The organism is Pseudobutyrivibrio xylanivorans (assembly GCF_008935055.1).
Taxonomy (GTDB): domain Bacteria; phylum Bacillota; class Clostridia; order Lachnospirales; family Lachnospiraceae; genus Pseudobutyrivibrio; species Pseudobutyrivibrio xylanivorans_A.
In genome coordinates, this window is the sequence record NZ_CP043028.1 from 2,817,478 (window position 1) to 2,832,917 (window position 15,440).

Below are 15,440 nucleotides of genomic sequence, written 5' to 3' on the forward strand. Positions count from 1 at the left end.
TCTCACCTCGTACTTTAACTAACTAAATAAAGAGTATAATAAAAGCCGTGGCAATTTGCAATTGCCACGGCTATATTTATTAGATTTTATTCTTCATCAACGTCTTTAATCTTATTAGCTCTTCTTTCAACCTCTTTAGCCTGAACATCTGAAGGAACCTGCTCGTAACGAGCTAATTCATAAGAGAATGTTCCATAGCCACCAGTCATTGAACGAAGTGTTGTGTCATAGCCATAAAGCTCAGCCATAGGAACTTCAGCCATAACCTCTGTCTTTCCACCAGTTTCTGTAGGATTCATTCCAAGAACACGACCACGTCTCTTGTTCAAGTCACCCATTACATCGCCAGTATAAGAATCAGGAACAACAACCTTAAGTGTCTCGATAGGCTCAAGAAGAATTGGATTAGCCTTCATGATGCCATCCTTGAAAGCACCCTTTGCTGCAACCTTGAAAGCCATTTCAGAAGAGTCTACTGGATGATAGCTTCCATCGTAAAGATTAGCGTGAACACCAACAACTGGATAAGCTGCAAGTGGTCCAGCAAGAACTGCTTCCTGTAAGCCCTTCTCAACAGCTGGAAAATAGTTCTTAGGAACAGCTCCACCAACTACAGATTCTGTAAAGTTGTAGTGCTCTTCCATATTTCCAGATGGTTCAAAGGTCATCTTAACGTGACCATACTGACCATGACCACCAGTCTGCTTCTTATACTTGTATTCAACATCTGCCTTACCTCTGATTGTCTCCTTGAAAGCAATCTTTGGCTGGCTAAGCTCAATGTCAACCTTGTACTTTTCATTAAGCTTCTGAACAAGCATATCGATGTGTCTGTCACCAATTCCATAAAGAAGTGACTGGCTGTTTTCACCATCGTTTACAGCTTTGATTGTTAAATCTTCAGCACAAAGCTTTGCGAGAGCCTGAGCAATCTTATCTTCATCACCCTTATTCTTTGCCTTATAACGCTTGTATGTATAAGGAACTGAAAGAGGTGTTCTGATGTAAAGAATTGGATTAGCCTTTGTAGAAAGTGAATCTGTAGTAGAAACCTTCTGAAGCTTTGAAAGTGCGCAAATATCACCAGCGTGAACCTCTGGAACTTCCTCAGCTTTGCTACCTGTTAAGATGTAAAGCTTTCCAATCTTCTCCTCAGATTCTTTATGCTTGTTATAAAGTAAATCATCTGTCTTAAGGACACCAGAGTTAACCTTAACAAGAGAATACTTTCCAACAAATGGATCGACAATTGTCTTGAAAACATATGCTGACTTTGGTTTAGAGAAGTCATAATTTGCCTCGTAAACCTCATTCGTATTTGCATTAATTCCTGTGATTGTGCAATCAGCTGGACTTGGAAGATATTTAACAATATCTGTAAGCATCGTATACTGACCTCGGTTTGTAAGGTTAGAGCCCATCATTACAGGAACGATATCGCCTGTAGCAACATTTACGCGAAGTGCCTGACGAATCTCATCCTCAGAGAACTCTTCGCCACCGAAATATCTATCCATGAATTCCTCTGAGGTCTCAGCAACTGATTCCATCAAAGCTTCACGATATTTCTCCAAATATTCCTGATTGTAATCAGGAACATCACTATGCTCAACTGTGCCATCTGCCTTCCAGCGCTTTCCAATCTGCTGGATAACATTTACATAGCCAACGAATTCTCCATTCTCTCTGATAGGAAGATGGAATGGAGCAATCTTCTTGCCATAGAGGCTCTGAAGCTCCTCAACAATTTCTCTATAGCTGGCATCATCTATATCCATGTCAGTTACAAACACCATCCTAGGAATGTTGAACTTATCGCATAATTCCCAGGCTCTCTTTGTACCAACTTCAATTCCGCTTTTACCTGAAATTACAATAATAGCCGCATCAGCTGCACTTACAGCCTCCTCAGCTTCGCCTATAAAATCGAAATATCCTGGTGTGTCTAGGAAATTAATCTTAGTGTCGCCCCAAATAATTGGAACTAAAGAAGTGTAAATAGAAAATTTGTTTTTGATTTCGAGCTTGTCGTAGTCACTTATGGTATTACCAGCCTCTACAGTGCCTGGCTTGCCGATTTGGCCAGCTAGAAAAGCCATAGATTCGATGAGACTGGTTTTGCCCGCCCCGCTGTGACCAAGTAACACAATGTTTCTGATTTTGTCCGTAGTAAATACCTTCATGTGTCTTACCTCCCAATAAGTTATTCGACGCCTTAACCCCGCCGCGCCATGTTGTCTTAAAACTTATATTTATTATATTTAATATTCGCACTATTTACAACGGATAAATGTGATATTATATAAATATGTTTTCACTTTAAAGTATTAAAGCATCAGGAGAATAATTTACTATGGCATTAAAGACAAAAACAATTGGATTTGTTGGACTTGGACTAATTGGGGGAAGCATTGCAAAGGCAATCTTAAAAATATATCCAAACACAAGAATACTGGCCACAGCATCCAGAGAATCTACAATCGAGGCGGCTTTTGAGGAAAGGTTAATTGACAATAATGGAAAGCTGAAAATCCATCAATTCGGTCAGTGCGATATTATCTTTCTATGCAGTCCTGTAAAGGTAAACTGTGATTATCTTCGTCAGCTGAAGGATGTTGTTAAGCCTGACTGTATAATCACTGATGTAGGTTCTGTAAAAGGTGATATTACTGCTGTTGCCAGGGAGCTTGGCATTACAAATCAGTTCATTGGAGGTCATCCAATGACAGGTTCTGAGCTTACCGGTCTTGAGCACTCTTCTGCTCACCTTCTTGAAAATGCATACTATATTCTTACCGCAGATTCTGATATGAGTAAGCAAACCTACGATGACTTTTCATCATATATTGAAAGCATTGGAGCAATTCCAATCAAGCTTTCACCAGAGGAACATGACGAAGCAACTGCCACAGTTTCTCATCTTCCACATGTAGTTGCAGCTGCTCTTGTAAATCTTGTACAGGATACCGATGATGAGCGTGCCATAAAAAAGACAATAGCCGCAGGTGGATTTAAGGATATTACAAGAATTGCCTCCGGCTCTCCTACAATGTGGCAACATATTTTCCTAAGTAACAAAGATGCAGTTTTAAAATTGATAGATGATTATCAAGCTGAACTAAATAAATTTAGGGATGCAATTGCTGATGCTAATGCAGATGATATTCTTTCTCTTTGGACAAAGGCCAAAGATTATCGTGACTCCATCACCATTCCAGGCAATGCTTTGATTCGTATTTACGAATTATACTGCGATATCGATGATAGACCTGGTACTTTGGTTGGAGTTCTTCAGCTACTGGCAAATGCAGACATCAGTGTTAAAAATATCGATATTATTCATAACAGAGAATTTGAGCCAGGTGTTCTTCGAATCGAATTTTACACAGATGAAGCCATGAAAAAGGCTCAGACTGTTTTAACACACAATAATTACTACGTAAGACAAAGAACAAATTAAAAGGATTTATGAGTTATGACTATTACTAAGGTTAAAAGCCTAAAGGGCGAAATAACTGTTCCAGGAGATAAATCAATTAGCCACCGTGGCGTTATGTTTGGCGCTATTTCTGAAGGTATAACAGAGCTTACCGGGTTTTTGGATGGTGCAGATTGCAGGTCTACCATCGCATGCTTTAGAGACATGGGGATTGATATAAAGCAAGAGTCGGACCATGTTGTAATTCACGGTAAAGGATTGCATGGTCTTACTGCGCCTAAGCAAATGCTTGATGTTGGAAACAGCGGAACCACTACCAGACTTATTTCCGGAATTTTAGCTGGACAGCCATTTGTAAGCTCCTTAAATGGTGATGAATCTATACAGAAGAGGCCTATGGGAAGAATTATCACCCCTCTTTCACAAATGGGTGCTCATATTCGCTCAATCAAAAACAACAACTGCGCTCCTCTTGAAATTGGCGGTAGTCCTTTAAAAGCTATCCATTATGACTCTCCTGTTGCTTCTGCTCAGGTAAAATCCTGTGTGCTTTTGGCTGGACTTTATGCTGATGGTATTACTTCTGTGACCGAGCCTGTAATATCTCGTAATCACTCTGAGCTTATGCTTTCAGGATTTGGCGCTGATATAAAGTCCGAAGGTTTGACAGCATCAATAGTTGGAAATCCAAAACTGGTTGGTCAAAAAATCGAAGTACCTGGCGATATTTCTTCAGCTGCATACTTTATTGTTGCAGGTCTTATATGCCCTAATGCTGATTTATTAATTAAAAACGTAAATACGAATCCTACACGTGCAGGAATCATTAAAGTAGCCCAGGCCATGGGTGGAAATATAGAATTATTAAATGAACGAGTTGTAAGTGGTGAACCAGTAGCTGATATCCATGTAACTACAAGTGAGCTCCACGGATGCGAAGTTTCAGGTGAAATAATACCAGCCCTTATAGACGAAATCCCTGTAATTGCAGTTATGGCTGCCTGTGCAACAGGTACTACTGTAATAAAGGATGCAGCAGAATTAAAAGTAAAAGAAAGCGACCGTATCGCTACAGTCACAGAGAACCTCAAAAATATGGGTTGTGATATGACTCCTACTGATGACGGAATGATTATAAACGGTGGCAAGGTACTCCACGGCACTACCGTAAATACGTATATAGATCACCGCATTGCCATGGCCTTTGCAATAGCAGGACTTGTAGCTGATGGAGAAACAACTTTTGACAACGAAGATTGTTGTTGTATTTCATATCCAGATTTCTTTAAAACATTAAATAACCTCACTAACCAATAAAGTTAGTGAGGTACTTTTTTACCAATGAGTCTTATGCTCATCAATTATTTTATTCGTCTCAAGATTAATAAGATAAAAACCTTTAAGGCTTGCCTCTGTCTGACCCAAAGAATTTCCATTTTCATCGAGAGGCTCTGCCTCAAGTACAAGCTCTAAGCAGTCATTTCCATTCTCATCCTGCTTTAAGCCATTATCGTAGAGATTGTATTCATAGCTTTCATCCCTATAAACTGTTCCTCTAACATTTCCTTTTGCAGTATAGCTTAAATTAAGATTGGAATAATAATCCTCAATTATTCCCTGCTCCTTGAGAAACCCAGCCAAAATAATCATGTCATTCATAATATCAATATCATTGTATGGCTCTGAGGATGCGTCAATTGAATAGTCCTCTTCATTGCTATAATCATAATCAGAATAGTCATCTGAGCTATAGTCATCATAATCATAGGAATCAATCAGTTCCTCATCAGCATCACTCCATCTAGGTTCATATCTTTCAAAACAGCTTACCAATTCACTCTTATAAATAAGGCAGCCTAAAAGAGAGAATATACAAAACAATATAAAGAATGCTTTCTTATTTTGCTTGCCTTTTTTATGTATGGCAACAATAAGAGATACACCAAACGCATATATCAATGAAACTGATATGATAGAATCCAAAAGTGACAATCCAGTCAAAAACCTTTGAAAATATCTACCACAGGAAAGGTAATTTAAATCCATACCTATGAAAAATACACCATAGGCTAATAGTAAAGCAAAAATAATGATGACAAAGGGATTAGCTGCCTTTTGCTTGGCAAGTTTACTCTCATCAAAGTCTTGTTCCTCAGAATTAATCCATTCTTTTACAAGCTCTAAATCATCATTCTTAAAAGATGCCGGAATTAAATCTACAGCCTGTCTACATTTTTCCTTATCACCCATCTTTGCATCAGCTACAGCCATTGATTTTAAGAAGAGCTTTTTATATCCTGGCGATTTGCAAAGTACATGCCTGTGATATAAATACAGGGTGTAATCATGCACTTCCTTGGGTACAAATGATAATAGCTTCTTTTTTGTAATATTTGCATAACCTGAAAGAAGTCCCACATAAAGTGTCAAAATCGATGCAAAGAATGAAATATTAAAGCTTCCATCAATATATAATCTAATGTAATCCTTTAGATAATAATATCCAAGGAACAAAAGCAATCCGAAGTATAATAAAGATATTTTATGAACCAAAATAACTCTTTTGGCAATCTTCACTCCAACACTTTCTTCATCAAGTAATGTGACATCAAACTCGCCTTGTTTATAGCAATTCATTTATTTAGTGTCCTCTATTCGCTAAAATTTAGATTTCGAAAATCAACGACACCACCAAGATTCTTGGTTCCGTATGAAAATACGCCTATACGGTATCCCACGAAAACATCTAATGTAAACTCCATATCAAGTGGTTCTCCGAACTCAATAAAGTCCGTGCCATCCATAGAATAATAGAAAAATGCCTTGTCATTATTTTCAAAATCGAAAACTATTCTAAGCCAAAAATGATTACAATTAAAGCCTTGAATTTCTGAAACATTTTGTCTAATCTCAGTCTCTTCTTTACGTGTCTGAGTGATATAGAATTCGCCGTTGGATTTTGCGAGACCTATAGTGCCATATTTCCCCATAAATGCAGCAAGACCAGCATAGTCTCCACCCTTCATACCAGAGAAATCACCTTCTATCGTAAATACGGATTTAGGTGTCACAGTTCTTTCGGTAAGAGTATTTCTAGCTGTAAGTAGATTATCTGCAAGCTGCGCATTTCTTAGACGAAGATAACCTTTTCTTTCAGTAAATGACCAAGCTTCATCAATCGGATTATGATTCCATTGGAACTGTAAAGGTAAAATATCCTCATCATGCTCGAAAGTATCACCAGTAACTAGTGGCTCCGTGATAACTTCAGTAGCATCAATTTTGAAGCTAACAGGTGCCTTTCCATTGATGCCAATTACAGGCCAGTCCTCTTCCCATTTTAAAGGAAGCAAATATGGAATTCGACCAACAGCTCCGTGATCCTGAAACATCAGGCTATACCAGTTGCCATCATAGCCATCAATGATAACGCCCTGAGCAATACCGCAATTACGATAATTGCAAGCATCATCAAATATTACTCTTCTGTCAAAGGTTCCCTCAAGACTTGTTCCTCTATAGCAAATCTCTCTTCGCCTACTATTTCCGTAACCTTCATCCGGCCATTCAATAAAGCAAAGGTAAATATAGCCATTTCTAACGTATGCTCTACAACCTTCACAACGAAGCATAATATTGTTTCTATTGGTAGAAAACAGAAGCCTGTCTGTAGTATCTACAATACCGGAAAAATCATGATTGAGCTCTGCAATACGAATATCGCCATTACCATAAACAAGATAAACTTTTTTTCTCCAAAATAGAAAGCTAGGATCATGCTTGATACCAGCAATTTCTGCTCTTTCCCAATTAGACTTTTCAATGTCATCTGTATGAAAAATGAACGTCTTTTTTAAATCATTGCAGACGAATGCTGCATAGAAAATTCCATTGTAAAATGCAAGCGTAGTGGCCCATTGGCAAGCTCCATAAGCATTTTTTCCATTCTTAAGATTGTAAATATCATTATCAGCTATCTTGTCAAAGATGTATGACACAATCTCCCAATTCTTTAAATCCTTGGAACGAAGTATTGGTGCTCCAGGAATAAAAAACATTGTGGTGCTTACCATATAGTAATAGCCATTGGCTTTGATAATGTCTGGATCAGGCATATCAGAATTAATTAAAGGATTTGTGATTAGCATACTATTATTTCTCCTAAGTTTATTCACCTCATCAGTCAGCAAAGCTGACAGCTTCCCCTCAAGGGGAAGCCTTCTTTAAGTATAAAAAAAACACACCTGTAATAAGGTGTGTTTTTTGACTAATTTAGTAATATAAATGACTTATTTCTTACCGCAGCAGAACTTATACTTCTTACCAGAGCCGCATGGACATGGATCATTACGTCCAACCTTCTTCTCTGTACGGATGATAGTGTGCATATTCTTAGCTTCCTTAGTGAGAGCCTTAAGCTTGTCCTCATCAAAAATGTTTGCCCACTGTGGAAGTCCGTAAAGCCAATCAGCCTTTGCATCAATCATGTTCTTGAAAAGCTTTTCCTTATCGAACTTAAGAGAAACAACTGTGTCCTCATCCATTGTCTCGATTGGGTTTGCCTCAACAAGGGAATCATTAATTCCATCAAGGAAACCAACCATAGGCATAACATCAATCTTATATTTCTCAGCGAGCTCTTTAACTGTACCCTTAACCTCTGTGTCTGGGTCCTCAAGAAGCTGCTCGTAAATGCCCTTCTCTAAAAGAAAATATTTCTGCCAGAATCTCTGTAAATCAGCCTGAGATTGATTCTGATTGTAGGCAATCTTTTGCCACTGTTCAAGTAAACTCATTTTATAATCCTCTCCAATATAATTATCAAATTCTGTGGTTTGCCACAGAAGTAATTTTAACATAAAAGGCTACCAGAAGGTAGCCCTAAATATTAATCGTATAAAACACGGACACACTTAATTGGTGTACGATATGTATAATTTGAGATCTTGATACCATCACGCTTGTTTGATGCATGAACTATCTGTCCACCACCAATATAAATAGCAACGTGATTGATGCTCTTACCCTTTCCGTAGAAAATCAAATCACCAGGCTTAAGGTCTGAAGTAGAAATTGTAGTACCCTCATTTGCCTGAGCCTTTGATGAATGACTAAGGTATACGCCATACTGCTTCATAATCTGCATTGTAAATCCAGAACAGTCAACACCATTTGTAAGAGATGTACCACCCCAAACATAACGATTGCCGACAAACTGAAGAGCATACTCACATACAGCCATACGAACATCAGAAACGCCTGCGCCGTAACGAGCCTCTGTAAGAGTCATAGCTGTCTTTAGAGATAAATCAACATCAACATACTCCGCTGAAACATATCCCTCATCACCATCTACATCAACCTTAATCCACTCCTGATCCTGAGTGTTATCAAGTATTGCAATTTCTTCGCCTTCTGCAAGCTGATAGATAATCTCTGAGTCAGTATTGCCTTCTGCACGAACTCTAAGTCCACCAGTTGTAGCTGTAGCAACATACTCAGCAAGCTCAACAGCCTTATCCCAAGCCTCTGTACCAGTCAAAAGGTATTCAGAAAGAACGTAACCCTCAACCTCTCCAGACTTGATATAGCTCCAATCGCCATCTGTGCTGACGATTTCGCAGCCTGCATTTGCTGGAAACTTACCAACAAGCTTTGCATCAGCTGAAGCACTCTCACGAATATTAAGATTTCCCTCTGTTACATTACAGATACCAAGATTCTTATAACCATAGATATCGCCAAGAGACTTTGCAGTAGCAACAGCGTTAGAATCTGTAACTGTTGCCTCTTCAAGTGATGACAAATCAACTGATGCTACAGAAACAGCACCTGCTGTAATAGATGCCTCTGTAGAAACCTCAGATGATTCAGTTGTATTTTTATTTGCCTGTGTATCATATGCAAAATCAAGCATAAGCATAGTCGCACAAGCAATAGAAAAAGCTGAAGCAATACGTTTCTTCATAAAACCTCCAATAAAAACCATAACACGAAACTTTTGACAGTATATCAAGTTTATTTGACGATGTCAATATTTTGTAATAATTATGTCATATTTGCTTGTTAAAGTATGCTTTAGCTGTGATTTTATCGGCATTCATCTGCTCTTTTAACTGTTCAATAGATTCAAATTTCATTTCAGGTCTAAGGAAGCTTTTGAAGGTAACCTTTACATAACGCCCATATAAATCACCATTGTAATCCAAAATATGAGTCTCAATGCCAACTATGTTTTTGTCTGAAACAGAAGGCTTTGTACCTACATTAGTAACACCATGATAGATACGACCATCGAAATCTATTGTGGTAACATAAACACCAAACTTAGGAACAAGCTTAATTTTCTCAGGCATAATATTGATAGTAGGAATACCGATTGTATGGCCAAGATGCGCGCCATGCACTACCTCGCCCCATACAAAGTACTCGTAACCAAGCATATCATTTACAACATCAATGTGGCCTTCCTTAAGCTCTTCACGAATATAAGTACTACTAATGTCTCGATTATTCTGCTGAATTTTCTCGATAACCTTATATTCAAAGCCCAACTTTGAAGAAAGCTCAGTTAGAAGCTGAACATTTCCTGCGCCCTTGTAACCAAAGGTAAAATCTGAGCCTGAAATCATATATTTCATATTTATATTTTCAACAAGAAACCTAATGAAGCTTTCAGCATCTGTCTGCATCAAACGCTCATCAAAAGGGCACTCAATGAGGTAGTCAAGGCCACCATCATCAAGCATAAACATCCTCTCCTTATTTGTAATAAGACAAGGAGAATTATCCTTTTCAAGTGCAATTCTAGGAGAATTGGTAAAGGTAATCAGACAAGACTTAAGGCCTTGCTGCTTCTTAGAAATGATATCAGTTGTAAGAAGTGTGTGCCCTCTGTGGACACCATCAAATTTGCCTACAGTGACAGCTGTAGGCTCTGAGATTTTTGTGTCAAATAGTGAATGTAAATACTCCATAACAATTATTCTAGAAACATCTTCTCCAATACAAATTTAGAATCCTTATAAGTGTAAATTCCAAGGAATCTGTTATCCGGAAGGAATACTCTATAACGTGCATCCTCCTCAAAACTGCTGACAGCTTCAGCAAAAACCATCTCAGATGGGATTTTGCCACCATTCATAGCTATTTTTAAGGCCTCTTCTGTTGGAATAACAAAAACTGTTCCCAACCCCTCAAAAACATCCGCAATGCTAATCATGATGCCGTCTATATTTCCATTTTTAGCAATTTTCTCTATCTCATCCAAGGTCTTGGCATCAGAGATATCAAACTGACTAACTCTGGTACGGACAAGTGATTTCATTGCACAACCACAGCCAAGAAGCTGACCAATATCGTGGCAAAGAGAACGAATATAAGTACCTTTGCTGCAATGAATTCGAATTGAAACCTCAGGCAAAGACATGTCTAAAATGTCAATGCTAAAAATGGTAACTGGTCTGGCCTTACGCTCCACTTCCTTGCCCTCTCTGGCAAGCTCATAAAGCTTCTTGCCGTTGACCTTTAGTGCTGAATACATAGGAGGAACCTGCATAATGTCTCCTACAAATGAATTAATAGCACCTTCAACTTCCACCTCTGTGGAAGTAACTGACTTTCTCTCGAGAATCCTTCCACTCATATCATAAGTGTCAGTTTCTACTCCCAAAAGCATAACACACTCGTAAACCTTATCCTTGTCTGTCAGCATATCACAAAGCTTTGTAGCCTTCCCAACACAAACTGGAAGAACTCCGGTTGCATCTGGATCAAGGGTGCCTGTGTGTCCTATTTTCTTTATTTTTAAAATGCCTCGAAGCTTTGCAACCACATCGAAGGATGTGAAGCCTGCCTCCTTATAGACATTAATAATTCCGCTATTCAATATGTTATATTCCTAACTCGTCAAACTGTACTTTGACCATTTCTACTATTTCTGCAATAACTGACCATGGGTCCTTTGTGGCAACAGAAAAACCAGCAGCCTTCTTGTGTCCGCCACCGCCATACTTGCCAGTTATAACAGTCAAATCAACATCACCAGTCGCTCTTGTGCTGCCCTTGAAATCACCATCCTCAAGCTCATAAAGGAAAACTGCAACCTCTACACCAGTTGTATCACGAAGCTGTTGAACGATGCCCTCTAAGTGCTTGCTCTGTGCACCATATTCAGCCATATCCTCTGCTGTAATAACTGCAGCAATGATTCTTCCATCTTCAAATGTCTTGCAATTCAAAAGAGCTTTACCTAGCATGCGATTTTGAATCATGGTCTTAGCGTAATAGGTATCTGTACAAATCTTTGGATAATCAATCCCCTTTGTCATTAAAAAGCCTGCTGCGTCCATTGTGGACTCTGTAGTGCAGGAATACTGAAACACTCCAGTATCATGAATAATACCTGTATAAAGACATTCTGCAATGTCCTTTGTGATTTTGTCCTTGCCAATCTGATTGTAAATCAGCTCACAGGTAGAGCTGTCATCAGGAATTATATATGAAAACTCGGCAAAGCCACCATTAGTAAGATGATGATCAATACATACAGTATGAGCTGCTCTTGAAAAGAAAGGAGCAACATCACCAAGACGATGACTCTCACTACAGTCTAGTGCAATGAAAAGATCAAAGGTCTGTGACTCATCTACTGTATGTATGTCCTCAATCTTATCAGCATTTTTAAAGAACTTAAAAATGTTTGGAATAGGATCAAGATAGACATGAACTTCTTTCTCTGGGAAATATGTAACTATGTAATTGTACATTGCCATGCAGGAACCAACACAGTCACCGTCTGGACGAATGTGACCGCTGATACCGATAGCCTTTGAGTTTGATATTAGTAAGTCAAAATTTTTAATCATGTCTAATCTCCTATCTTACACCTCATCAGTCAGCAAAGCTGACAGCTTCCCCTCAAGGGGAAGCCTATTCATTTTCATGCAAAGGTGCATTTACTTCATCAATAAGCTTGCTGATTTTTGCAGCATAAGCAATTGACTGGTCGCTTACAAAAGTAATCTCAGGTGTATTTCTAAGATTAATTCTGTGAGCAAGCTCACGGCGGATGAAGCCTGCAGAACTCTTAAGACCTTCGATAGTCTTCTTTACTGCCTCGTCATCCCCGAGAACCGAAATATATGCCTTGCAAGTCTTTAAGTCTGGGGCAACCTCCACAGATACCACCGATGTAACTGGTGATATACGTGGATCCTTTACCTCAAGACGAATAATATTGCTAAGCTCACGCATAACTTCTTCGTTAATGCGAGTATTTTTAACTGAATTTTTTCTCATTATCTAGGTACCTCAACCATAATGTAGGCCTCGATGACATCCATTTCCTGAACATCATTGAAGTCTTCAATAACAAGACCACACTCGAAGTTTGTCTTAACTTCCTTAACATCATCCTTGAATCTCTTAAGGGAACCAAGCTTACCTTCGTGGATTAGCTCGCCTTCACGAGTAACGCGAACCATACAATCTCTCTGGAAGTAACCATCTGTAACGTATGAACCAGCAATGTTTCCAACGCCTGAAGCCTTGAAGATCTGGCGAACCTCTGCGTGACCAATAACCTTCTCCTCGAAGATTGGATCAAGCATACCCTTCATAGCAGACTCAACATCGTTGATTGCATCGTAGATTACCTTGTAAAGACGAAGATCTACACCTTCTCTATCAGCAGTCATCTTAGCCTGTGGATCAACACGAACGTTGAAACCGATGATGATTGCATTTGATGCAGAAGCAAGAACTACGTCTGACTCATTGATTGTACCAACACCACCGTGGATGGTCTTAACAACAACTTCTTCGTTAGAAAGCTTCTCAAGTGACTGCTTAACAGCCTCAACAGAACCCTGAACGTCAGCCTTAACGATGATGTCAAGCTCCTTAAGGTTTCCTGACTCGATTTCGCTGAAGAGTGCATCAAGAGACATCTTAGACTTAGTCTGCTCAACGAGCTTGTTCTTGTGCTCTGCTACGAATGTATCAGCAAATGAGTGAGCTTCCTTCTCTGAATCGAAGGACATAAGTACTTCACCTGCGTTTGGAACCTCAGAAAGACCAAGAATCTCAACAGGAACTGAAGGACCTGCACTCTTTACGCGTGCGCCTGTATCATCAAGCATTGCACGAACCTTACCATAGCAGCTACCGCAGGCAACAGGATCACCAACGTGAAGTGTACCCTTCTGAACGAGAACTGTAGCAACAGCGCCACGTCCCTTATCAAGCTGTGCCTCGATAACAAGACCACGAGCCTTACGGTTAGGGTTAGCTCTAAGCTCGAGAACCTCTGCTGTAAGAAGGATCATCTCGAGAAGGTTGTCGATACCTTCCTTAGTGTGAGCTGATACTGGACAGAATACTGTGCTTCCGCCCCAATCTTCAGGAATAAGCTGGTACTCTGAAAGCTCCTGCTTAACTCTGTCGATATTTGCGTTTGGCTTATCAATCTTGTTGATTGCAACGATGATTTCGATGCCTGCAGCCTTAGCATGGTTGATAGCTTCAACTGTCTGAGGCATAACACCATCATCAGCAGCAACTACAAGTATTGCGATATCAGTTGAATTAGCACCACGCATACGCATTGCTGTGAATGCCTCATGACCAGGAGTATCAAGGAATGTGATGTCCTGACCATTGATTGAAACTGTGTAAGCACCGATATGCTGTGTGATACCACCAGCCTCACGATCTGTAACCTTTGTATCACGGATAGCATCAAGAAGTGATGTTTTACCGTGGTCAACGTGACCCATTACGCAGACAACAGGTGGACGAGATGGGTAGTTTGTTGTATCCTCTTCCTCTTCCTTGAGAAGTTCAGCGATAACATCAACCTTTTCCTCTTCCTCGCAGATACAGTTGAACTCGAGAGCGATTTCCTCAGCCTTCTCGAAGTCTACCTCCTGGTTAACTGTAACCATAGTACCCTTCATGAAAAGAGTCTTAACAACTGCAGAAGCCTGAACCTTCATCTTGTCAGCAAGATCCTTGATTGTGATTCTCTCAGGAATAGTGATTGTAAGAACCTCTTCCATATTACGCTCTGGAGCCTTAGGAGCATTGTTCTTTTTCTTCTTTCCACCATTCTTTTCAAGATTGATGAAATTCTCCTGCTTCTTGCCGCCTAAATTATTGTTGTCCTTGTTATTCTTCTTTTTCTTGTCGTCACGACGTCCGCCCTTAGCGTTTGATGCTGGTGCTACATCTGGAGCAGATGCCTGCTGTGATGGACGTGAAGGTCTTCCCTCATTTCTGCGATCGTTATTTCCATCAGCACGCTTCTCTGGACGCTTTCCAGCTGGCTTATCACCACGTGAAGGTCTATCACCACGCTCTGGTCTATCCTGACGATTATCACGTCTCTCTGAACGTTCCTGACGATCCTGGCGCTCCTGACGTTCTGGTCTCTCTGGACGTTCGTTTCTCTTTGATGGGCGCTCCTGAGTCTCCTCAGCTACGTTCTTCTTTGATACAAACTCAGTATCAGTAGACTGTGCAGAAGCACGCTGTGATGGACGAACACCATCAGCAAATGAACGAGGTCTGATTGGCCCTCTTGGTGCAGCAGCCTGCTGCTGAGCCTTCTTCTGTCCATTATTTCCATCTCTGTTCTCGTTTCTAGAAGAATCAGAGCCTGGACGTCTACGTCTGTCATCTCTGTCACGAGTAACAACGAATACGTTCTTCTTTTTCTTTATTGGATTTCCATCCTTATCAACTGGACGAGGCTTCTTTACAGGGTTTCCGTCCTTGTCTACGGCATGAGCCTGCTTCTCACCAGACTTCTCTGTTGACTTTTCCTTCTTTGGTTCAGCCTTCTTTGAGAAATTTGCTCTGATTTTAGCAGCCATGTCGTCCTCGACACCGCTTTGAGGCTTTGCTTCTATTCCATTAGCTTCAAGAAAAGTAATTAAATCTTTACTTTCCCTGCCAAGCTCTTTGGCTAATTCATGTACTTTTATTTTTGCCATCTAAT

At 39.8% G+C, this 15,440-nt stretch carries 12 protein-coding genes; 2 read left to right on the plus strand and 10 right to left on the minus strand.

Annotated elements, in window-relative coordinates; all coding sequences use genetic code 11:
* Nucleotides 1–86 precede the first annotated feature (86 nt).
* On the minus strand, nt 87–2,183 hold the full coding sequence (locus FXF36_RS12780; RefSeq protein WP_151624684.1) for an elongation factor G: 2,097 nt from the start codon (nt 2,181–2,183) through the stop codon (nt 87–89).
* Between the two features lie 170 nt (nt 2,184–2,353).
* On the opposite strand from FXF36_RS12780, the gene FXF36_RS12785 reads away from it, so the two are divergent.
* On the plus strand, nt 2,354–3,460 hold the full coding sequence (locus FXF36_RS12785; RefSeq protein WP_151624686.1) for a prephenate dehydrogenase: 1,107 nt from the start codon (nt 2,354–2,356) through the stop codon (nt 3,458–3,460).
* Nucleotides 3,461–3,475: 15 nt separating this feature from the next.
* Nucleotides 3,476–4,756 (plus strand): 3-phosphoshikimate 1-carboxyvinyltransferase, encoded by a 1,281-nt coding sequence (gene aroA / locus FXF36_RS12790; protein WP_151624688.1) that lies wholly within the window; start codon nt 3,476–3,478, stop codon nt 4,754–4,756.
* A gap of 18 nt (nt 4,757–4,774) precedes the next feature.
* Here the strand turns inward: aroA and FXF36_RS12795 are convergent, their stop codons facing one another.
* The 9 genes from FXF36_RS12795 to infB all read right to left on the minus strand — a co-directional run bounded on the left by FXF36_RS12795 (nt 4,775) and on the right by infB (nt 15,435).
* Nucleotides 4,775–6,076 carry a hypothetical protein gene (locus FXF36_RS12795; RefSeq protein ID WP_151624690.1) on the minus strand — a complete coding sequence of 434 codons (1,302 nt, stop codon included), beginning with the start codon at nt 6,074–6,076 and terminating at the stop codon, nt 4,775–4,777.
* 14 nt (nt 6,077–6,090) lie between these two features.
* Complete coding sequence (locus tag FXF36_RS12800; RefSeq protein ID WP_151624692.1) at nt 6,091–7,587, minus strand: glycoside hydrolase family 43 protein; 1,497 nt, start codon at nt 7,585–7,587, stop codon at nt 6,091–6,093.
* 141 nt (nt 7,588–7,728) lie between these two features.
* Nucleotides 7,729–8,235 carry an SEC-C metal-binding domain-containing protein gene (locus FXF36_RS12805; protein ID WP_151624694.1) on the minus strand — a complete coding sequence of 169 codons (507 nt, stop codon included), beginning with the start codon at nt 8,233–8,235 and terminating at the stop codon, nt 7,729–7,731.
* A gap of 92 nt (nt 8,236–8,327) precedes the next feature.
* Nucleotides 8,328–9,407: a C40 family peptidase gene (locus FXF36_RS12810; protein WP_151624696.1), complete on the minus strand. Its 1,080-nt coding sequence runs from the start codon at nt 9,405–9,407 to the stop codon at nt 8,328–8,330.
* Nucleotides 9,408–9,492: 85 nt separating this feature from the next.
* Nucleotides 9,493–10,416, minus strand: coding sequence for a bifunctional riboflavin kinase/FAD synthetase (locus FXF36_RS12815; protein WP_151624698.1), 924 nt, complete (start codon nt 10,414–10,416; stop codon nt 9,493–9,495).
* A 5-nt stretch (nt 10,417–10,421) separates the two neighbouring features.
* Nucleotides 10,422–11,327: a tRNA pseudouridine(55) synthase TruB gene (truB, locus tag FXF36_RS12820; protein WP_151624700.1), complete on the minus strand. Its 906-nt coding sequence runs from the start codon at nt 11,325–11,327 to the stop codon at nt 10,422–10,424.
* Between the two features lie 4 nt (nt 11,328–11,331).
* A complete protein-coding gene (locus FXF36_RS12825; protein WP_151624702.1) occupies nt 11,332–12,306 on the minus strand; it encodes a DHH family phosphoesterase in 975 nt (324 codons plus the stop codon).
* A gap of 64 nt (nt 12,307–12,370) precedes the next feature.
* Complete coding sequence (rbfA, locus tag FXF36_RS12830) at nt 12,371–12,739, minus strand: 30S ribosome-binding factor RbfA (RefSeq protein ID WP_151624704.1); 369 nt, start codon at nt 12,737–12,739, stop codon at nt 12,371–12,373.
* The gene (gene infB / locus FXF36_RS12835; RefSeq protein ID WP_151624706.1) at nt 12,739–15,435 is read right to left on the minus strand and encodes a translation initiation factor IF-2; all 2,697 of its coding nucleotides are present in this window, start codon (nt 15,433–15,435) and stop codon (nt 12,739–12,741) included. The genes rbfA and infB overlap by 1 nt, the downstream gene beginning before the upstream one ends.
* Nucleotides 15,436–15,440: the final 5 nt, after the last annotated feature.